Source organism: Pseudomonas sp. SMN5, assembly GCF_052041925.1.
Lineage (GTDB): Bacteria > Pseudomonadota > Gammaproteobacteria > Pseudomonadales > Pseudomonadaceae > Aquipseudomonas.
Genome location: NZ_JBKGGX010000001.1, coordinates 267,769 through 287,118, shown reverse-complemented (window position 1 = coordinate 287,118; position 19,350 = coordinate 267,769). Strand labels below are relative to the sequence as shown.

Genomic DNA, 19,350 nt, shown 5'->3' with positions numbered 1-19,350 from the left:
GCTTCACGTCAGTGGGGGCCTCGTCGCTCACACCTTCGCCATCAACGTTGGCTGCACGTGCGCCACGCCATGCAGCAGTTCGATCAGCCAATCGATAAACACCCGCACCCGCGGCGATAGCTGTCGATGGGGCGGGTACACCGCCGAGATCGGCCAGGACGGCACGCGGTACTCCTCCAGCACGGGTATCAGCCGACCCTGGGCCAGTTGCCGTTGCACGTGATAGCGCGGCACCTGGATCAAGCCCAGACCCGCTTCGGCCGCCGCCACGTAGGCGTCGGCATTGTTGACTGTCAATGCGCCGGGCAGCTGCCACTCGCGCACCTGCCCCGCCACCTCGAATTCGAATGGGAAAAAGCGTCCGCTGCCGGCTGAAAACTGGATCATGCGATGCGCCTTCAGGTCCTCCAACTGCTGCGGGCTGCCCCAGCGCGCAAGGTAATCGGGGCTGGCGCAGGTCAACTGATGCAGTTTCACGATCGGCCGCGCCACCAGTGCCTGATCGACGATGTTGCCGGCACGGATCGCACAATCCACACCCTCGCGTTGCAGGTGAACCTGGCGGTCGTGAAAGCCCAGATCCAATTGCAATGCCGGATAGCGCCGATAGAACTCAGGCAGGCGTGGCACGATCCAGGCGCAACCGAAGGCGATGGGCATGTCCACTTTCAACGTGCCGCGCGGTTGACTGCGCTGCGCAGAAAGAGAGCTTTCCAGGTCATCGAGATCGTCGAGCAATTTCCCGCTGCGCTGGTAATACGCTTCACCATCGAGCGTTGCCCGCACCTGACGCGTGGTGCGTTGCAGCAGTTGCACACCGAGGTGAGCTTCCAGTTGCTGGATCAACAGACTGACAGTCGCCCGCGGCAGGCCCAGGTCATCGGCCGCCTTGCCGAAGCCGCCCAGTTCGACGATGCGCCTGAACACCTGCATGGCCTGTAATCGGTCCATCGACTCGCCCCCAACTATTTAGAAATCACGAATAGTTAAACCAATCATCGCGGCTTTATCCAGAAAAAGGCCTGATAGAGACTGATCGGGTATTCAATCGACTCAGGAGTCACTCGCATGAAGACCCGCCAACTCGGTCATCACGGCCCACACGTTTCCGCCATCGGCCTGGGCTGCATGGGCATGTCGGATTTCTACACCACCGGTGTGGATGAACATGAAGCCATCGCCACGCTCCACCGTGCGCTGGAACTGGGCGTGACACTGTTCGACACGGCCGACATGTACGGCCCACATACCAACGAAGAACTGCTCGGGCGCGCCCTGCGCGGCAAGCGTGACGGTATTTACCTGGCAAGCAAGTTCGGCCTGGTGCGCAGCAGCGATCCCCATGCCCGAGGCGTCAACGGGCGCCCCGAGTACGTCAGACAGGCAATCGACGGCAGCCTCAAGCGTCTGGAGACCGACTACCTGGACCTTTATTACCAGCATCGTATCGACCCTGACGTGCCGGTCGAAGAAACCATCGGCGCCATGGCCGAACTGGTCAAGGCCGGCAAAATCCGTCATATCGGCATTTCCGAAGCCAGCGCCCAGACCATCCAGCGGGCACAGGCCGTGCACCCGCTGGCGGCAGTGCAAAGCGAATATTCGTTGTGGACCCGCGATCCGGAACACAATGGCGTGCTCGATACCTGCCGACGCCTGGGCATCGCGTTCGTCGCGTACAGCCCACTGGGCCGAGGTTTCCTGACCGGCGCACTGAAGTCGGCGCAGGATTTTGCCGCCGATGACTATCGCCGATCCAACCCACGCTTCGAGGGTGACAATTTCAATCGCAACCTGGCACTGGTGGAACGGGTCAAGGCCCTGGCCGCCGCCAAGGGCGTCAGCGCCTCGCAACTGGCTTTGGGCTGGGTCCTGGCCCAAGGCGAACATATCATCCCGATCCCCGGCACCAAGCAGCGCCGATACCTGGAAAGCAACGTGGCGGCCATCGGGGTTGAGTTGAGCATGGGAGAGTTGGCTCAGCTCGATGAAATCTTCGCAGGCGAAGGCGCGGTCGCCGGTGATCGCTACCATGCCCAGACGATGACGCTGCTCGACGGCTGAGCGAACCGTCGGGCGCCGATATCGGTCCAGGCTCAAGCAGCGGGCAGTCCAGCCGATAGCCTTATGAATGACGGCCTCGAGCCTGGCCGGAATACGGTTGCATAGGGTTATTTATCGATGGTTTCGCTGCTTAATCGCCTCCTGACGTGGGGCGCCCTGACGCTCCTCGCCGCCAGCTCCTGCGCGGCGCATGAGCCATTGCGCATCGTGACCGAGGAACTGCCGCCGTTCAACATGACCCAGGACGGCAAAGTGACGGGCATGAGCACCGAAGTCGTGCAGGCCGTCCTCAAGGAGATCGGCGAGCAGGCACCGATCCAGCCCATGCCTTGGGCGCGTGCGTACGAACTGGCGCTCAACGAGAGCAATGTGCTGATTTATTCCATCGTCCGCACACCTGAGCGCGAATCGCTTTTCCACTGGGTCGGGGCCATCGCCTCGACCCAGTGGTATCTCTACTCCCTGGCCGACCGGCCGGTGAAACTCAACTCCCTGGCCGACGCCCACGGTCACCAGATCGCCACGGTCAACCAGGACGTGGGTGAGCAATACCTGGTCTCCAAGGGTTTTCGCATCGGCGAGGAACTGCAGTCGAGCACCCGCTATGAGCACAACTACCGCAAGCTCAAGGTCGACCATGTGGAGATGTGGATTTCCAACGAACTCAATGCGCTGTACCTGACCCGCCAGAATGGCGAGGATCCGGACAAAGTGCTGATCCGCTCGTTGCCGCTGCCCGAATTGAGCCGCGCAGACGGCTTCTACATGGCGTTCAGCCGCAAGACGCCGGTCGAGACGGTCGAGAAGTTCCGGGCAGGCTTGGAGGCCATCCGTCACAATGGCGTCTACGATGCCATCGTGCGCAAGTGGTTGTGACATGGACGGACGCTTGCGCGCGAACGCCTCCCAACGACCGCCGACCAGGGCATTCAGCTCCCTGGGGCGCCGCCTGGTCCTTGCAACGCTGTTGTTCTGCCTGATCTTCACCCTGACCATGGTCACATGGCGGACCTGGCTGGCCTGGGAAAGCAACCTGGCGGAAATGAACTCCGAGCTGGCCCTGATCGACCAGGTGTTCCAGAACACCCTCGCCCACGCGATCTGGGAAATGGATCGCGAATCCCTGAACCAGCAGATCACCAGCGTGGCGAGCGCCGCGCCAGTGGGACGCGTGGTGTTGAATATCCTCCGGCCGGGCCAGTTGCCGGAAGTCATCGAACTCAATCGATACCCGGCCGGACAATCGAGCGACGCGCCGGTGCTGCATCGCCAGTTGGTCGCGCAGCCCTACGCCGGTGCTCATGAAAAGGTCGGTGAGCTGATCATCGAAGGCGATAACCAACTGCTCTGGGAACGTCTCTGGGGTGAAGCGCGGAGTATTGTCATCACCCAGGTGATCCAGTCGCTGCTATTGGCCGGATTGGTCATGACCATGTTCAACCGGCTGGTGACCGTGCACGTAGTGCACATCGCCCACCACCTGGGGCAACTCGCTCCGCACACGCTCTCTCGCCACCTCAAGCTGCAGCGCGCCGCCTATCGCCAGGATGAACTGAGCCTGCTCGAATCCCAGGTCAACGAACTGCAAGACAACCTCAATGCACACCTGGCGCGCCAGCATTCGGATGAACTGGCCCTCGCCGCCAGCCGGGATCAGTTGGCTGAACTGGTCGAAGCACGTACTGCCGAACTCAAGGCGGCCAACCAGTCCCTGGAAGCCTTGTCGCGCCACGATGCCTTGACCGGTCTGGCGAACCGGCGCTACTTCGATGAATTGAAGGAAATCGAGTTCCGTCGGGCGATCCGTCACAAGACTCCGCTGGCCGTGCTCATGTGCGACGTCGATTTCTTCAAGATCTACAACGACACCTACGGCCACATTCAGGGTGACGAGTGCTTGAAGCAGATCGCCGAGACCCTGCGCAGCGTTTTCGGCCGCTCCGGCGAAGTCACCGCACGCATCGGGGGTGAGGAGTTCGTCGTAGTGCTGCCCAACGTTGACGCCGAACAAGCGTACGAAGCGGCCCAGCGGGTCCGCGCGAGCCTGGCCGAGCGGGAGCTGCCTCACAGCGGTTCGCAGATATCGCCTTTTGTCACCCTGAGCATTGGCGTGGCCGAGCTGGACCCGGACGCCATGGACCATTTCGACCAACTGCTGCAACGCGCGGACCAGGCGCTGTACCGGGCCAAACACCAAGGGCGCAACCGCGTTGCCCGATAAACCACCGCATCTTTCGAGGTCTGTATGTACGATCGTCTGAGGCTCTGCTCATGCTTGTTCCTGGCCATGATCTGCCTGAAGAGCCAGGCCGAGACAGTCGAAGTCGTGACTGAAGACTCCTTGTACGCGTTCATGCGCGAGGACAAGGTGGTCGGGCCAGGTACGCGCATCGCCGAGCAAACCTTGAAAAACGCAGGTCTGGCCGATTTCAGTGTGTCGCTCTACCCGTGGGCCCGGGCCTACGACAAAGCGCTGCATGAACCCAACGTGCTGATTTTCCCGCTGGACCGCACGCCGGCCCGGGAATCGTTGTTCAAATGGGTCGGCGAAATCCAACGGGTGGCGAGCAAGCTCTACAAACTGCGCGGGCGCAACGACATCGCCGTCAACAGTCTCGAAGACGCCAAGCAATACAGCATTGGTGTGGTGCGCAACGACGCCAAACAGATCTATCTGCAAGATCGCGGCTTTACCCGGCTGGTCATCTCGGCCAACAACCATGACAACTTTCAGAAACTCTTGAATCAGCAGGTGCAACTGGTGCCGATGCCTGAAAATACCGCACGCCTGTTGAGCGCCGATGCGCAGATGGATTTCGCTTCGCTGGAAGAAGTCTACATCCTCGACGAGCAGCCCCACCGGGTCTACTTGGCTTTCAGCCTGAACACGCCGGATGGGGTGGTCGCCAATGCCCGACGCGCCTTCGAACAGCTCAAGGCTGAAGGTGAAGTGGGGCGAATCATGGGCGAAAAGCGTTAAGCTCTGGGGCCCCGTAGTCCGCACCGTGGTTCGGTTTCGCGGTCTACCTGCCCTGACTCGCAAACGACGAGGAACGTCCCATGAGCAAAACGCCGTATGTTCCACCGAAGGTCTGGACACATGACGCCCCGTCTGGCGGCCAGTTCGCCAGCATCAACCGCCCGGTCGCCGGGCCGACCCACGACAAGCCATTGCCCACCGGCAAGCACCCCTTGCAGCTCTATTCGATGGGCACGCCCAATGGCGTCAAGGTCACCATATTGCTGGAAGAACTGCTGGCGCTGGGTCATGAGGGCGCCGAATACGACGCCTGGTTGATCCGCATCAGCGAGGGCGACCAGTTCTCCAGTGGCTTTGTCGAGGTCAACCCCAACTCCAAGATCCCGGCGCTTCTGGATCGCAGTGCCGAACCGCCGGTGCGGGTGTTCGAATCCGGTTCGATCCTGTTGTACCTGGCGGAAAAATTCGGTGCCTTGCTGCCCAGCGACCTGGCGGGTCGCACCGAAACGTTGAACTGGTTGTTCTGGCAGATGGGCTCGGCGCCCTACCTGGGTGGCGGCTTCGGACATTTCTACGCCTACGCGCCAGAAAAACTGGAATACCCCATCAACCGCTTCACCATGGAAACCAAGCGCCAACTCGATGTGTTGGATCGCCGTCTTGGCGAAAGCCGATACCTGGCCGGCAACAGCTACACCATTGCCGACATCGCAGTCTGGCCCTGGTACGGGCAACTGGTGCGCAACAATGTGTACTCAGCCGCCGAGTTCCTGGCAGCGCACGAGTACACCCATGTGCAGCGCTGGGCCGAAGAAATCGCCAAGCGCCCGGCGGTCATCCGTGGACAACGCGTCAATCGGACCTGGGGCGACGAGGCAAGCCAGGTGCCGGAGCGGCATGGGGCCGAGGATCTGGACTGATCCCCGTTCAGCCAACACAACTCCCGTGGCGAGGGAGCTTGCTCCGGCTGGGGTGCGAAGCGCCCCCCTGAGAAGCCGCTTGCGGTCCCCCTGATACTCCAACGGGCCGGATCCGGGACTGCTGCGCAGCCCAGCGGGAGCAAGCTCCCTCGCCACGGGGATTGTTAGTCACCGCAAATTACATCACCGCTTCAGGCCACCTTGAAGCGACTCACCAGTTGTTGTTGGTACTCCGCCAGGCGCGCCAGTTCCTGGCTGGTGATTGCGGTCTGCTCGGCGCCGGCGCTCACCTGGATAACCAGGTCGTTGATTTCGTTCACGTTGCGATTGATGTCTTCGGAAACCGCGCTCTGCTCTTCCGCAGCCGAGGCGATCTGGGTGTTGCGGTCGCTGATGCTGGCGACACCCTCGGCGATTTCCACCAACAGCTCACCGGCCCGCTCGACTCTGCTCGCACCGTCCTGGGCCTTGCCCAGGGTCTGTTGCATGGAAACGGCCGCCCGGTCCGAGCCCGCTTGCAGGTTGCTGATCATCTGTTGAATGTTGCCCGTGGACTCCTGGGTCTTCTGCGCCAGGGTCCGCACCTCCGAGGCCACTACCGCGAACCCACGGCCATGATCACCAGCCCGCGCTGCTTCAATGGCCGCGTTCAACGCCAACAGATTGGTTTGTTCGGCGATACCACGAATCACATCCAGCACCGAGGAGATGGCGTCGCTTTCCAGCTTGAGATCACCAATGATGAGCGCCGTTTCCTCAGCCTGCCCGGACAGCTGGCGAATCAGGCCAATGGTGCTCTCGATCTCTTCGCGACCTTGTTCAGTACTGCGGTTGACCTGCCGGGACATCTGCGCGGCATCGTTGGTACTGTGCGCCACATCGCGTACGGTCGCGCTCATCTGATTGATTGCGGTGGCGACCAGTTCGGTGCCTTGGCGCTGCTGCTCGACACTCTGGCTAGTCTGGACCGTAACCGTGGAAGACTCCTCCGCCGCGGTTGCCACCTGGGCCGTGGCATTGCCGATCTCCTGCACGACGACGCCGATTTCCTGCGCCATGCGATTGAGGTTGTGGGCGATCTGGCCGAATTCGTCCCGGCCTACATAGCTTGCCCGAGCGGTGAGGTCGCGTTGGGCCAGGCCATCGAGGGCTTGATTCACATCCCGGACCGCCAGATCGATCATGCGGATGATCAGACACGAGAGCACCGCGACAGCCGCCAGCGCCACGATCACTGCCGCGATCGTCAGCCATAACGCACGACTCGCCTCATCCCGCGCTTGCATCGCCAAGTGGCTGACGCTCTGGCCCAGGGCTTCTTCCACCTGGCTCATCAGGTCGATGCGTTGCGTGGAGAGTTCGAACCAGGCTTGCGGCTGGACGTCCAGGGGTTGTCCCAACGGCACCTCGAACGCCAGGCGCTGCAACTTGCCCACTTGGGCCGCAGCCGGCTTCTGCATCTGCTCGTCGAACTGGTGGAGCAAGGCAGGCGGGGCCTTGCGCCGGAACGCGTCGGAGTAAGCGGCAAATTCCCCCAGGTTGCGGCTGAAACGCGATAACAACGCCTCGTCAAAGTGCCCCTGGCTGAATACCAGGCCGAGCACGACCCGCTCCCGCCCGGCGCGCTCTTTCATCTCAATGAACTGATTGAGCGCACCGAGTGCATGAACAATGGAGGCGTTATCGATCGTGGCTTCCAGAGAGTGGGTGTAGCCGACAAGGGCCTGGATAATTTCGGTGTAGCGAACACCGGACTCAGTGCTGCTGATACTCAACTTATCGACCTGGGCACGGATGGCCGGCAGCTCGTTCAGTGCGCGCAGCACACTGGCCAATTCTTCGTTGCCCGGCTGCGCCAGCCTACGCACCACTTCGACCGAAGCGCTGGAGTCGTCGCGCATCCGAGCCATCCGCTCGCCCATGGCCTTGCCGTTGCTGCCCAGGAACACCCCGCTGGCACCGCGCTCGCGCTGGAGGGTGGTGATCAGTTGGCTCAACTTTTGTGCCTTGGCGCTGGCCGCTACCGTGGCATTCATATCCTGCAGCGTCTTGTAGTTATCGACCACAAAGACGCCAGCCAACGTCAGAAACCCCAGTAAGGGAAGGAGCAGGATCAGTAAAAGTTTCAGACGTAGCGGTGCATTCTTGAGCATCTGCGTTCAAGCCTCATTCCATTTCAATCGAATGTATTGACGCGTGAACTTGTTATGAGGTGATTGTATCCGCGCTGTTCCTGCCGGGATCTTAGCGCAATATCAAACCGCCATCACGACTAATATCGAAGCGCGCTCCGCTTACGCCGGTTGCGGACGGTAAATCCGCAATTGCCTTGATCTGGATCAATCGCGGACCATTTATTTGCGACGGTCTGCCGGCTCATCGGCCAGGCATTTTCATACCTTTTGCTAAGGATCATCACCCTAAAGCGCATTCGAACCATACCCCCGTATGGTATCGAACGCGTCGCGTCGGCCTGCAAACTGAACGCTCCAGGCCAGCCGCCGCCCTCACGTCGGTACGCGGTGTACGCCTGGAACTCTTGCCCCCATGCACTGGAGAACATCCCATGACAACACCTCAGGATTACCCCACCCAAAAAAGTGGTACACATCAGAACGGAAACAGTCAGCAGCCATTGAACGTGCGCCTGGACGCCCCAGTCGAGCGTGGTGACACGGGATTCGAGGAACTGGTGCCTTCGCGCTATGCGCTACGGATCGGTGAAATCGATGTGCTGGTGGTCAGCGATGGGGTATTGCCGCTGCCGACCACGACAATGTCCACCAACGCCGACCCGGCCGCCCGTGCCGCCTGGTTCAGGGAGATGTTCCTCGGACCGGACGCGTTCGATTGGGCGCTGAACGTATTGGTGGTGCGTAGCGGCGAGCAGACCATCCTGGTCGACGCGGGACTGGGCGGGCAGTTCGCCGGCTTCCCGAGGGCCGGGCAATTTCCCAAGCGCCTGGCCGCCGCCGGGATTGACCTGGCGTCCGTGACCGATGTGGTGATTACTCACATGCACATGGACCATATCGGCGGGCTGCTCGTCGATGAGGTGAAGAACCGGCTGCGTCCGGACCTGCGCATCCATGTGGCGGCTAAAGAGGTAGCGTTCTGGAAGTCGCCGGACTTCTCCAGGACCTCCATGCCCTCACCCGTGCCGGACGTCTTGCGCTCCACCGCCGAGCAGTTCATGAAGGCTTATGGCAGCAAGCTGCATACATTCGAGCAAACGTGCGAGGTGGCACCCGGTGTGGTCGCGCGGCTCACCGGCGGCCATACACCAGGGCACTGCGTGGTTCACGTGACATCCGGCAACGAGCGGTTGACGTTCGCCGGCGACGCGCTGTTCCCGGTCGCCTTCGATCATCCCGACTGGCACAACGGATTTGAACATGATCCCGAGGAATCGGTTCGTGTGCGGGTCCGTCTGATGCAGGAAGCGGCGGCGTCCGGCGAATTGCTGGTCGCCACTCACCTGCCCTTCCCGTCGGTGGGCCGCGTGGCGGTCGACGGCGATGCCTTCCGTTGGGTGGCGGCGTTCTGGGATTATTGAAGGCTCGCCAGACCTGGCCCAGCCGCCCTTCAGCACGGGGAAAGCGTCTCCTCGCGCTGAAGGGGCGGCCTGGGCAGTTGGAAAACAACCGTCAGTCCCGTGCCCCTGCGATCACGCTGAACTTCCTCCGGCCATGGCCCCTCTGCCCTTTATCATCACGCTATCGAGAGAGGCAGGACGTCATGAGAGCACTTACATATCACGGTGCACACAATGTGAAAGTCGATACGGTCCCTGACCCGATCCTGGTGGACAGCGACGACATCATTCTGCGGGTCACCGCAACGGCGATCTGCGGTTCCGACCTGCACCTTTATCGCGGGAAAATCCCCACCGTCGAGCACGGCGACATCTTCGGGCATGAGTTCATGGGCATCGTCGAAGATGCAGGTTCCGCGGTGACCGCCGTGCAACCGGGCGACCGTGTGGTGATTCCGTTCGTGATCGCCTGCGGCAGTTGCTTCTTCTGCCAGATGGACCTGTTCGCCGCCTGTGAAACCACCAACACCGGGCGCGGCGCGATCCTGAACAAGAAGGCGATCCCACCGGGGGCAGCGCTGTTCGGCTTCAGCCATTTATATGGCGGCGTACCCGGTGGACAAGCCGAATACGTGCGCGTACCCAAAGCCAATACCGGCCCCTTCAAAGTGCCGGGGACACTCTCGGATGAAAAGGTCCTGTTCCTCTCCGACATCTTGCCCACCGCGTTTCAAGCGGTCACCAATACCGGAATAGGCAATGGCTCGAGCATCGCGATCTACGGCGCCGGCCCGGTCGGCTTGTTGAGCGCCGCCTGCGCCAGGATGCTGGGCGCCGAGCAGATTTTCATGGTCGATCATCACCCCTACCGCCTGGCTTACGCGCAGAAAACCTATGGCGTGATCCCGATCAATTTCGATGAGGACGACGACCCCGCCGATACCATCATCCGCCAGACCAAAGGCATGCGGGGGGTGGACGGTGTGGTCGATGCGGTCGGCTTCGAAGCCAAGGGCAGCACCACCGAGACGGTACTGGCAACGCTCAAGCTCGAAGGCAGCAGCGGCAAGGCGCTGCGCCAGTGCATCGCAGCCGTCAGGCGCGGCGGCACCGTGAGCGTGCCTGGCGTCTATGCAGGCTTTATCCACGGTTTCCTGTTCGGTGATGCGTTCGACAAAGGCCTGACCTTCAAGATGGGCCAGACCCACGTGCAGCGTTACCTGCCCGAGTTGCTCGGGCACATCGAGACCGGGCGCCTGTCTCCGGAAGTGATCATCAGCCATCGCCTGTCACTGGAGCAGGCAGCCGAGGGCTACAAGATATTCGACAAGAAGCAGGAAGATTGCCGCAAGGTCATCCTGACGCCGGGCAACGATAGCGCCATTGCATTGCCTGAGGATGGCGGCCCGACTCCGGTGCCGGTGACTTGAGTTCGTTGTCTGGGAGTTGAGGGCGAGCGGGAACGTGCCGCCCTCATCGCGAGCAGGCTCGCTCCCACAGAGTTTCGTGGTGCCATACGAAACTGTTACTCGCCTCGGATCCCTTGTGGGAGCGAGCCTGCTCGCGATAGCGGTGGGTCAGTCACTCAGTGCTTGCTGATCCGACACGTTCGCGAACCAGGCCGCTCCTCCCAATCACTCCCCGGCCATGCGCTGCGGGACGCCGCCGGAGTATTTACTCATGAGTTTGAGCGTCACCCCGTTCGTCCAACCGAAGCCGTCTTGCAACTCATATTCGCCACCGCCCCCGCCATCGCCCTGGCCGGACAGGTCATATTTCTCCACCAGCTTGTTCTCCTTGCCGTAGAGGTCCTGAACCTGCTGCAAGAAACGACTGCCGATCTGTTGCGCCAACGCCGATTGCCCGTAGCGGTCCAGCCCCTCCACCGCCACCCATTGCAACGGGGCCCAACCATTGGGTTCGTCCCACTGCTGGCCGTTATTGACCTGAGTGGTGGCAATGCCCCCGGGACGCAACAGGCCCTCACGCACCGCATCGGCGGTGAGATTGGCGTGCTCGACCGAGGCAAGCCCGGCGTACAGCGGAAACAATGTGGCGGCACTTAACTGCTGGCGTTGCTGGTGCCGTTGCCAATCGTAATCCACATAGAAACCACCTTCGGCATTCCATAAGTGCTTCTCGATGGCCTGCTGACGGCGCTCGGCACGCTGCCCATAAGCCTGGACGCAAGGCGTGTTCCGCACCGTTTCACAAGCCTTGGCGATGGTGCGTTCCAGGTGATAGACCAGACTGTTCAGGTCCACCGGCACGATGGCCGTGGTGCGGATGGTCGCCAGGTTCTGTCCATCGCCCAACCAACGGGAACTGAAGTCCCAGCCACTCTCGGCGCCCGCACGCAGGTCGCGCCAGACTTCCTCCCTGGGTCGGCCCGAGGCCTGCTCGGCGGTCTTGACATCCTGCATCCAGGATTCCTGGCGCGGCGTCGGGTTGGCGTCCCAATAGCGATTGAGCACGCTCCCGTCGGCGAGCTTGACGGCATGTCTGGCTGCCTCGCCAGGCTTGAGGGTGCTGGCGCCGTCCATCCAGTAGGCGTATTCCTTCTGCAACTGTGGCAAGTAGCGCCCATAGGCCTGATCACCTTCGATATGCGCCTGCAACTCGACCATGTAGGCAAAGAACGGCGGTTGCGACCGGCTCAGGTAATACGTGCGGTTGCCGTTGGGAATGTGGCCGTAGGTATCGATCATGTAGGCAAAGTTGTCGGTCATCTGGCGGACCTGGGCTTTGTCTCCACTTCGTTCAAGCCCCAGCATGGTGAAGTAGGAATCCCAGTAATACATCTCGCGAAAACGCCCGCCGGGGACCACATAGGGCTGCGGCAAGGGCAGCAGGCTGCTGTACTGCGGCACCTCGCGGTAGGTGCGGCTCAATACCGGCCAGAGTTTATCGATGTGTTCTTCGATCGGCGCCCCAGGCTTCGGCGCCGGACTTTCGACCTCGCCGGACTCGATGAAATTGTCCTCCACAAAGGCCTTGAGATCGAAGCCCGCGTCGGCCCGCCGGGCCAGGTAGTCGGCGCGGATCTGCGCCGGCTCCCGTTTGGGCAGCGCATCCACGAAGTGCTTCTGGTCGGTGAACACCTGCTGGCGCTGCACCGCTTCAAACAGCTCGGGATAGGCTTGGTCGGGCGGTTGAGGGGTACGGGATTGAGCATCCTGGTAGCTCCAGGTCGCGGTGGGTTGGCTTGAACAGGCCGCGCAGAACACAGCGGCGAAAGAAAGACTGGTGAGATAGATCGGTCGCATCAGCGGCTCCATGTTGTCGTTCCTGACAGACAGGTGACAGGAGGCGATGGAGCTGGGTTCATTAAAATGAGTCGGATTTGGGGTGATCAGGTTATGCGCAGCGAAACCTGCGCTGCTGTCAGCGTACTCATAGCGCTCGCTGCAACGCGGCCACGCCACTACTGTCAGAGCTCACAGTTTTTAAGTGCTTAATGAAATAGCGCGGCGACAGGTTCGGCATAATCAGGTCAGGTCGCTGGTCTCGACTCCAGGCCAGCGACTAGCCGTCGACTACTTCACCCCTTCGCAATTCACCATCCAGGCAATCCCGAAGCGGTCTTCGAACATCGCGAAACGTTCCGCCCAGAAGGTTTTTGCCAACGGCATGTGCACCGAACCGCCGGCGCTCAAGCCTTGAAACAGACGCTCGGCTTCGGCCACGCTGTCGACATTGAGAGAAACGGATACGCCCTGCGGCTTGCGATACGGCTGGCCCGGCGGGCAGTCGGACGCCATCAGGCTGAAGTCGCCGACGGTCAGGCAAGTGTGCATGATCAGGTCGGCGTCCTTGGGCATGCCGACGTCTTCAGGTGCCTCGGCAAAGGTCATGGAAAACAGCTCGCCGCCCAGCACGCTCTGGTACAGCTCAAAGGCTTGCTTGCACTGACCGTCAAAGGTCAGGTAAGGGATGATTCTCATGGTGGGATCTCCTGTTGTCGGGTTTCACGATTGCGCCCATGGCGGTCAGCCGTTCTTCGCTCGGCAATTCTCCGGCGTCCGATTCGGGGCCGGCTTTGACGATTACCATAAAGCGCAAGGTCATATCTTCTCAGGGTCGATAAGCCGTCCTGGTTACGGCTGTATGGGTAATCGAACGGCCGAGGGGGAAATCGACAGCCTGGATTAATATTTTTCAGCCTGTCGGGGCGAAGTCCGTGTACAGGAACAGGCTCAGTCGCCCTGTTCCTTCACCAGACGGTGACGTGCGAGTAGCGGCGACGGTCGCGGTTTCGTATCGGACTGCGAGTGGCTGCTCACGACTTACGCTTGAACGCTTCCCGGCGGGCGGTACGCTCGCCCAGGAAACGTTGGCTGATCGTCGCCTCCAGGTCCCTGCGCTGCACAGGCACGCCGCAGTGCGGGCAGATACTGGCCAACCCGACGTCATGACCGCAGGCCCGGTGGACAAAATGCATCGCCAGTCCCTCGCCCTCCTCTTTGCACCAACCCTCGCCCCAGGCGCGCAATGCGTAGAGCACCGGGTAGAAGGCCCAGCCCTTTTCTGTCAATTGGTACTCATAGCGCATCGGCTTCTGATTATAGGGCCGGCGCTCGACCATACCGTCGGCTTCCAGTGCCTTCAGGCGCGAGGCCAACATCTGCGGCGTGGCACCGGTCTGGATCTGTATTTCTTCGAAACGCGTCGAGCCCATGTACAGCTCGCGCAGCACCAGGATCGTCCATTTGTTGCCGACTATGTCCACCGAGCGTGCCACCGGGCACACCGTCTCGCTCGTCTCATTGTGCATCGAAATCACCGGGCTCTCGTCAAGATCACTATTGTTTTCATAGTAGGGCTTCGAAATCCAGCCTGCGTTATAAAATCCTCTGTAGGCTACGTTTTTGTTGACACTATGATTTTCATATTTAATATGAAATGTATTAAGAGCGTCACCTCCCCGCGTCATCGGCGAGCAACGCACTTACCTCAAAACTGTCTCGACTGGAGCCTTGAAATGACTGAGCTTGCCTATGATCCGGCGCGCACCGGCCTGTTGCTGGTGGATCCCTACAACGATTTCCTCTCTGACGGCGGAAAGCTGTTCCCCTTGCTGAGCAACGTCGCCCGTGAGGTCAACCTGCTCGACAACCTGCGAAGCTGCGTCGCAACCGCCCGGGCCCAGGGCATCCAGGTATTCTATGTGCCGCATCGCCGCTGGCAGCCGGGGGACTATGACCATTGGGATCATCCGAATCCGACCCAACGTCTCATCCAGCAGCGCCATACCTTCGCCAAAGGCACCTGGGGCGGCGAATGGCATCCCGATTTCGTACCGCAGGACGGCGATGTCATCGTCCAGGAACACTGGGGCCAGAGCGGGTTCGCCAATACCGACCTCGATTTTCAACTCAAGCAGCAAGGCGTCAGCCATGTCATCGTCGTCGGGTTGCTGGCCAATACCTGTATCGAATCCACGGCACGCTTCGCCATGGAACTGGGCTACCACGTGACCCTGGTTCGTGATGCGACGGCGGCGTTCAGCCAGGAGATGATGCATGCCGCGCATACGCTCAATGGCCCCACGTACGCACACAATATCCTCGACACCGCCGGGCTCCTCCAGGCCCTGCAACCGCATTGAGGAGTCGGGCCATGACGTTAGCGCCGGGGCTACCTACCCGCCTGGTCACGATGATGGCGGTGGCCTGCGCCCTCGCCGTATCGACGCTCTATTACCATCAGCCGCTCCTGCCGCAGATGGCCGCCTCGTTCGGCCTGGCGCCGAGCCAGGCGGGCCTGATTGCCACGTTGACGCAACTGGGCTACGCACTGGGCCTGGTGCTGATTGTGCCGCTGGCCGATAGCCGTCAACCTCGCCGGCTTACCTCGCTGGTGGTGGTCGCGAATGCCATCGCGCTGCTCGGTTGCGCCGTCACGCCGGGTTTCGTGCTCCTTTGCGTGAGCAGTTTGCTGGTCGGCGTGACGGCCATTACCGCACAGATCATTATCCCGGTCTTCGCCGGCCTGGCCGCGCCTGACAAACGCGGTCAGATCGTCGGGACTCTGCTGGGTGGGCTCTCTGCCGGTCTGCTGGTGGCACGCACAGTCGGCGGCCTGCTCGGCGAACAACTGGGTTGGCGGGCCGTCTTCGCAGTGGCTGCACTGATCGACCTGCTGTTGCTGGTGATCATCGTCAGGCGCCTGCCGGTCGCGACACAGACCACCTCGACAGGCTACTGCACACTGTTGCGCTCGCTGGTCGGCCTGCTGAGAGAAGAACAGGTACTGCGCTTTTGCGCGGCGAGCGGCTTCTTCACCTTCGCGGCGTTCAGCGCCCTGTGGGCCACACTCGCGATTCTGCTGACGCAGCCGCCCTACCGCTTCGGGCCCGCCGTCATCGGCCTGTTTGGCCTGGCGACATTGCCGGGCATCGTCGTCTCGTCGCGCATTGGCGCAATGGTTGATCACCTGGGCGCTCGTGCAGTTGCATGCGCTGGCACGATGAGCCTGATCGTGGGTTACGTCTGCATCACTGGGACCGGGTCGGGCCTGGTCTGGCTGATCCCGGCCATGGTGCTGCTGGACCTCGGGAACCGTGCCAGCCTGATGGCCAACCAGTCCCGGGTGCAGGCGTTACGCGCCGATGCTCGTAGCCGACTCAACACGGTATTCATGAGTGCTTATTTCCTTGGAGGCGCAGCTGGCGCGGCACTGGCGAACTACGGCGTGCACCGGGCCGGCTGGCTTGGCCTCGCCGCGACAGGTGCCTTGCTCGCGCTCGCGGCTGCGACGATCAATGCCCGCTCGCCTCGTGAGTCGAGCGCATCGATTGTTTCGCAACGTTGAATACACATGGCAACCCAACGGCATTTATCTCACAGGTTTGAACAAGAAGAATGGGCTCCCAGGGCACGTCGCCCTTTCCAAGGAGTCATCCCATGCCGTTTGCCAATTACAAATTTCCCGAAGGCACCCTCGATCACGCGCGCAAAGAGGAGATCATCCATCGCACCACGCAAATGTTCGTCGAATACTTCGGCGAGCAGGTCCGCCCGTTCAGCATGGTGCTGGTCGAAGAAGTGGCCGACGGTGGCTGGGGGCGCGCCGATGAAACGCTGACGCTAGAGAAAATGGGCATCGTCAGGGATCGCAAATGATCACCCGGCAAGCGTCGGCGGTGCGCACACGCATCGTTGCCATGGGTGAACGGGCTAATCGGGCAGAGCCTTATCTGTATGCCCTGCTGCGGATCGTCTTCGCGGTCGTTCTACTGACCCACGGCCTGCCAAAGGCGCTCGGCACATCCCACGGGTCGATGGCTGACCCGATGGCCGGATCGATTCACCTGATCGACAGCGTGCTGGGACTGCCCTTTGCACCTCAACTGGCCTTTCTGGTCATGCTGCTGGAAACGGGGGGTGCGCTCCTGCTCGCCATTGGCCTGGGTACCCGGTGCGTCGCGCTGTTGATTGCCATGCAAATGGTTGCAATCAGTTATGCCCTCGGGCCGAACTGGCCGTGGATCGATCGAGGCATCGAGTTCGCGGTGCTGATGGGTTTTCTGGCGCTCTATATCGTCGCCCGCGGAGGTGGAGCCTTTTCATTGGACTCGCGTTTGGGTGGACGCCTGGGCTGACCACCCATTTGCTCGCCGTCAGCCGTTCCCGAGCATCTGCCACAACGACGCCCCTACCCCAGTAATGCTCTCCCCGGCGATCAACCCTGCGGCAGCAGTAATGGCAAAGCGCTCGGTCAGGCTTGGCCAGCGACAACTGACCAGCCAGGTGAGCACCGCGCCCAGGGCCATCATCAACGACACTGAGGCTGGCAGGACAAACGCCAGCCCCAGCGCCGCCGTACTGGGCAGGTAGCGTGTGCGATGGGCAGGCAAGAGGCTGTCGAGCATGCCCAGCAGCAGACCCGCCAGGGCGCCGATGAAAATCGCCCAGCGAATACTCACCGACAGCGAGTCCAGACCGTGGGTCAGGGTTTGCGCAACCGCTTTCCAAGTAGCGACCGCCGGAGCCGGCCACTCTTCGGTGAGCAGCATCGCCTGCGGGTCCGGAATCAGAGCCAGGTAGGCGAACACACCGACGATGCTGCCGATGAAAATCCCCAGGGTCTGCGCGACCAATTGCTTGCGCGGCGTAGCGCCAATGGCCCTGCCCACTTTGAAGTCATTCATCAAGTCCGTGCACTGCCCGGCCGAACCGCCGGCGGTGTTGGCGCTCATCAGGTTGATCGGCACCTGCCCCGGTGCAACGATGCCAAAGCTCAACTGCGAGAGCTGGCCAATGGCACCGATGGGCGGGATGCCCGTGGCGCCGACCACCCGGGCGGCCACGGCGGCCAGGCAGATCGCCAACGGTATGGTCAATAACGCCATCCACGGGTTGATGCCGAACAACAGCGCTTGCAGGCTCACCACCAACAGGATCGCCAGCAGGAATCCAGCGGCGGGTCCGAACTTGGGCATCACCCAGATCGCTCCGCCTCCAGCCCGGGTAGACCGGTGCAAGGCCCACAAACGGATCGCCAGCGAGGCCAACGTCGAGCAGACCATCAGGCTCACCCCGGGCCACAACAACCACTCCACCAAGGCCGCAAACTGCGGGCCGTTGCTACCCTCGGGCAACCGCACCAGCCCCTGCGCCAACAGCCACGGCGCCAGCCCGCCCCATGCCAGCACTGCACCAAGGAGCAGGGTCAGGCCGACGCGAATGCCGATGATTGCGCCAAACCCCACCAGCAGCAGCGAAGGGTCCGCCGTGAACGTCAGGCGCTCCAGCTGGGCGCTGGGCGACCAGCGCGGCAAGGCCCAGAGAAAACTGTCGATCCACTTGACCAGCGCCGACAGCAATGTGGTGCCGAGCAGCACTTTCAGACGCGTCGCCGCTTCACGACCGTGGTTATAAATGTGCAGCAGCGTCTCCAGGGTCGCCATGCCTTCGGGAAATTTCAGCGCCTCGTCATTGAGCAATGACGGACGTAAATACCAGGCGATCCAGATCCCCAGGAAGCTCACCGAGAACACCCAGGCGACCATCGGCAGCGCATCCAGCTGCTGACCGGTCAGCAAGGTATAGGCCGGAATAGGCGCCACCAGCCCACCGGAAATGATCGAAGCTGCCGCGGAGGCGACGGTCTGGTTGATGTTGCTTTCGTGCAGGGTCCAGGGCAGTCCGGTGCCCGAGCGCCTGGCCAGGCCTTGCCAGAGACCATAGCCGATCAACAAGGCGATGATAGACATATTGAACGACCAGCCGATCTTCAACCCGGCGTAGACGTTCGAGGGTGTCAGCAAAATACCGAGCACGATTCCGGTACACACCGCACGCGGGCTGAGCTCACGTTCGACAGGGCCATTGAGCGGGATCGGTGACGAGCTTGGCGGCATGCGAATTCCTTATCGGCAATTGAAACAGCACGGTCAGTCGACGCGGCGACTTAACAAGTGAGTGCTGTATCGAAGCAAGGTTCACATGACAGCCAAGACCTACGGAAGCCCTCAATCCGCCAGTTCGTGCGTCAGTCTCGCCCAGGCGTCAGCGGTGAAGCGGTAGCTCTTGTCGGCCTGGAAAACGATCAGGCCTTCTTCGCACAGCCGCTTGAGCACTTCCCGTACCCCGATGAAGGACAAATCGGCAGATGAGACTTGCACATACCCATACACACCGCGCACGCCAATGGCACGGCCTTCCAGCGTGGCAACCACCAGCGCATTGATCACCTTGAAGCGGATCAGACTGGTGCGCAGGCCATAGAAACGCAGCAACCGGCGAATGGGTTCGTTGGGAGTGCGCTCAGGATCAAAGGCCAATTGCCCGGTCGTTGCACCTGCCGGCCGGTTCGCGTTCAACGACGGGGTGCCTGGATTGTTCATC

The 19,350-nt window shown here is 61.5% G+C and carries 18 protein-coding genes and 1 pseudogene; 11 read left to right on the top strand and 8 right to left on the bottom strand.

What is annotated here, in order from left to right; all coding sequences use genetic code 11:
- Window positions 1-27 precede the first annotated feature (27 nt).
- Complete coding sequence (locus ACLEJR_RS01185; RefSeq protein ID WP_440792336.1) at window positions 28-951, bottom strand: LysR family transcriptional regulator; 924 nt, start codon at window positions 949-951, stop codon at window positions 28-30.
- Between the two features lie 117 nt (window positions 952-1,068).
- Between ACLEJR_RS01185 and ACLEJR_RS01180 the strand changes: the two genes are divergently transcribed.
- From ACLEJR_RS01180 to yghU, 5 genes are all read left to right on the top strand, one after another.
- Window positions 1,069-2,064, top strand: coding sequence for an aldo/keto reductase (locus ACLEJR_RS01180; protein WP_440792335.1), 996 nt, complete (start codon window positions 1,069-1,071; stop codon window positions 2,062-2,064).
- Window positions 2,065-2,181: 117 nt separating this feature from the next.
- Window positions 2,182-2,940 carry a substrate-binding periplasmic protein gene (locus tag ACLEJR_RS01175; protein ID WP_440792333.1) on the top strand — a complete coding sequence of 253 codons (759 nt, stop codon included), beginning with the start codon at window positions 2,182-2,184 and terminating at the stop codon, window positions 2,938-2,940.
- A 1-nt stretch (window position 2,941) separates the two neighbouring features.
- Complete coding sequence (locus tag ACLEJR_RS01170; protein WP_440811591.1) at window positions 2,942-4,285, top strand: GGDEF domain-containing protein; 1,344 nt, start codon at window positions 2,942-2,944, stop codon at window positions 4,283-4,285.
- Between the two features lie 24 nt (window positions 4,286-4,309).
- Window positions 4,310-5,044 (top strand): substrate-binding periplasmic protein, encoded by a 735-nt coding sequence (locus ACLEJR_RS01165; protein WP_440792329.1) that lies wholly within the window; start codon window positions 4,310-4,312, stop codon window positions 5,042-5,044.
- An 80-nt stretch (window positions 5,045-5,124) separates the two neighbouring features.
- Window positions 5,125-5,964 (top strand): glutathione-dependent disulfide-bond oxidoreductase, encoded by an 840-nt coding sequence (yghU, locus tag ACLEJR_RS01160; RefSeq protein ID WP_440811589.1) that lies wholly within the window; start codon window positions 5,125-5,127, stop codon window positions 5,962-5,964.
- A 191-nt stretch (window positions 5,965-6,155) separates the two neighbouring features.
- On the opposite strand, the gene ACLEJR_RS01155 is transcribed toward yghU, so the two are convergent.
- Window positions 6,156-8,117: a methyl-accepting chemotaxis protein gene (locus ACLEJR_RS01155; protein ID WP_440811587.1), complete on the bottom strand. Its 1,962-nt coding sequence runs from the start codon at window positions 8,115-8,117 to the stop codon at window positions 6,156-6,158.
- Window positions 8,118-8,530: 413 nt separating this feature from the next.
- Here ACLEJR_RS01155 and ACLEJR_RS01150 point away from each other — a divergent pair, with 413 nt between their 5' ends.
- Both ACLEJR_RS01150 and ACLEJR_RS01145 read left to right on the top strand, forming a co-directional pair.
- On the top strand, window positions 8,531-9,520 hold the full coding sequence (locus tag ACLEJR_RS01150; RefSeq protein ID WP_440811584.1) for an MBL fold metallo-hydrolase: 990 nt from the start codon (window positions 8,531-8,533) through the stop codon (window positions 9,518-9,520).
- 182 nt (window positions 9,521-9,702) lie between these two features.
- Entirely contained in the window at window positions 9,703-10,929 is a 1,227-nt protein-coding gene (locus ACLEJR_RS01145; RefSeq protein ID WP_440792321.1) for a zinc-dependent alcohol dehydrogenase, read from the top strand.
- Window positions 10,930-11,133: 204 nt separating this feature from the next.
- Here ACLEJR_RS01145 and treA read toward each other — a convergent pair whose 3' ends face one another.
- The 4 genes and pseudogenes from treA to ACLEJR_RS01125 all read right to left on the bottom strand — a co-directional run bounded on the left by treA (window position 11,134) and on the right by ACLEJR_RS01125 (window position 14,279).
- Complete coding sequence (treA, locus tag ACLEJR_RS01140) at window positions 11,134-12,765, bottom strand: alpha,alpha-trehalase TreA (RefSeq protein ID WP_440811581.1); 1,632 nt, start codon at window positions 12,763-12,765, stop codon at window positions 11,134-11,136.
- 270 nt (window positions 12,766-13,035) lie between these two features.
- A complete protein-coding gene (locus ACLEJR_RS01135; RefSeq protein WP_440792317.1) occupies window positions 13,036-13,443 on the bottom strand; it encodes a VOC family protein in 408 nt (135 codons plus the stop codon).
- Between the two features lie 34 nt (window positions 13,444-13,477).
- A pseudogene (locus ACLEJR_RS01130) lies at window positions 13,478-13,561 on the bottom strand (YciI family protein); the annotation flags it as partial.
- Window positions 13,562-13,778: 217 nt separating this feature from the next.
- The gene (locus tag ACLEJR_RS01125) at window positions 13,779-14,279 is read right to left on the bottom strand and encodes a winged helix-turn-helix transcriptional regulator (protein ID WP_440811791.1); all 501 of its coding nucleotides are present in this window, start codon (window positions 14,277-14,279) and stop codon (window positions 13,779-13,781) included.
- 201 nt (window positions 14,280-14,480) lie between these two features.
- On the opposite strand from ACLEJR_RS01125, the gene ACLEJR_RS01120 reads away from it, so the two are divergent.
- The 4 genes from ACLEJR_RS01120 to ACLEJR_RS01105 all read left to right on the top strand — a co-directional run bounded on the left by ACLEJR_RS01120 (window position 14,481) and on the right by ACLEJR_RS01105 (window position 17,102).
- Window positions 14,481-15,107 (top strand): isochorismatase family cysteine hydrolase, encoded by a 627-nt coding sequence (locus ACLEJR_RS01120; protein WP_440811580.1) that lies wholly within the window; start codon window positions 14,481-14,483, stop codon window positions 15,105-15,107.
- 11 nt (window positions 15,108-15,118) lie between these two features.
- Entirely contained in the window at window positions 15,119-16,312 is a 1,194-nt protein-coding gene (locus ACLEJR_RS01115) for an MFS transporter (protein ID WP_440811578.1), read from the top strand.
- Window positions 16,313-16,404: 92 nt separating this feature from the next.
- Entirely contained in the window at window positions 16,405-16,623 is a 219-nt protein-coding gene (locus ACLEJR_RS01110) for a tautomerase family protein (RefSeq protein ID WP_440792311.1), read from the top strand.
- Entirely contained in the window at window positions 16,620-17,102 is a 483-nt protein-coding gene (locus ACLEJR_RS01105; RefSeq protein ID WP_440811575.1) for a DoxX family protein, read from the top strand. The genes ACLEJR_RS01110 and ACLEJR_RS01105 overlap by 4 nt, the downstream gene beginning before the upstream one ends.
- An 18-nt stretch (window positions 17,103-17,120) precedes the next feature.
- On the opposite strand, the gene ACLEJR_RS01100 is transcribed toward ACLEJR_RS01105, so the two are convergent.
- Together ACLEJR_RS01100 and ACLEJR_RS01095 are read right to left on the bottom strand one after the other, a co-directional pair.
- A complete protein-coding gene (locus ACLEJR_RS01100) occupies window positions 17,121-18,863 on the bottom strand; it encodes an OPT family oligopeptide transporter (RefSeq protein WP_440811572.1) in 1,743 nt (580 codons plus the stop codon).
- Between the two features lie 111 nt (window positions 18,864-18,974).
- Complete coding sequence (locus ACLEJR_RS01095) at window positions 18,975-19,349, bottom strand: fe2+ zn2+ uptake regulation protein (protein WP_440811789.1); 375 nt, start codon at window positions 19,347-19,349, stop codon at window positions 18,975-18,977.
- Between the last annotated feature and the right edge of the window lies 1 nt (window position 19,350).

Excerpts from the sequence above, each read along its gene's own strand:
- yghU (WP_440811589.1), top strand. The coding sequence starts at position 5,125 with ATGAGCAAAACGCCGTATGTTCCACCGAAGGTCTGGACACATGACGCC.
- ACLEJR_RS01185 (WP_440792336.1), bottom strand. The coding sequence starts at position 951 with ATGGACCGATTACAGGCCATGCAGGTGTTCAGGCGCATCGTCGAACTG.
- ACLEJR_RS01105 (WP_440811575.1), top strand. The coding sequence starts at position 16,620 with ATGATCACCCGGCAAGCGTCGGCGGTGCGCACACGCATCGTTGCCATG.
- ACLEJR_RS01175 (WP_440792333.1), top strand. The coding sequence starts at position 2,182 with ATGGTTTCGCTGCTTAATCGCCTCCTGACGTGGGGCGCCCTGACGCTC.
- ACLEJR_RS01145 (WP_440792321.1), top strand. The coding sequence starts at position 9,703 with ATGAGAGCACTTACATATCACGGTGCACACAATGTGAAAGTCGATACG.
- treA (WP_440811581.1), bottom strand. The coding sequence starts at position 12,765 with ATGCGACCGATCTATCTCACCAGTCTTTCTTTCGCCGCTGTGTTCTGC.
- ACLEJR_RS01120 (WP_440811580.1), top strand. The coding sequence starts at position 14,481 with ATGACTGAGCTTGCCTATGATCCGGCGCGCACCGGCCTGTTGCTGGTG.
- ACLEJR_RS01155 (WP_440811587.1), bottom strand. The coding sequence starts at position 8,117 with ATGCTCAAGAATGCACCGCTACGTCTGAAACTTTTACTGATCCTGCTC.
- ACLEJR_RS01165 (WP_440792329.1), top strand. The coding sequence starts at position 4,310 with ATGTACGATCGTCTGAGGCTCTGCTCATGCTTGTTCCTGGCCATGATC.
- ACLEJR_RS01180 (WP_440792335.1), top strand. The coding sequence starts at position 1,069 with ATGAAGACCCGCCAACTCGGTCATCACGGCCCACACGTTTCCGCCATC.
- ACLEJR_RS01135 (WP_440792317.1), bottom strand. The coding sequence starts at position 13,443 with ATGAGAATCATCCCTTACCTGACCTTTGACGGTCAGTGCAAGCAAGCC.
- ACLEJR_RS01095 (WP_440811789.1), bottom strand. The coding sequence starts at position 19,349 with ATGAACAATCCAGGCACCCCGTCGTTGAACGCGAACCGGCCGGCAGGT.
- ACLEJR_RS01150 (WP_440811584.1), top strand. The coding sequence starts at position 8,531 with ATGACAACACCTCAGGATTACCCCACCCAAAAAAGTGGTACACATCAG.
- ACLEJR_RS01110 (WP_440792311.1), top strand. The coding sequence starts at position 16,405 with ATGCCGTTTGCCAATTACAAATTTCCCGAAGGCACCCTCGATCACGCG.
- ACLEJR_RS01115 (WP_440811578.1), top strand. The coding sequence starts at position 15,119 with ATGACGTTAGCGCCGGGGCTACCTACCCGCCTGGTCACGATGATGGCG.
- ACLEJR_RS01100 (WP_440811572.1), bottom strand. The coding sequence starts at position 18,863 with ATGCCGCCAAGCTCGTCACCGATCCCGCTCAATGGCCCTGTCGAACGT.
- ACLEJR_RS01170 (WP_440811591.1), top strand. The coding sequence starts at position 2,942 with ATGGACGGACGCTTGCGCGCGAACGCCTCCCAACGACCGCCGACCAGG.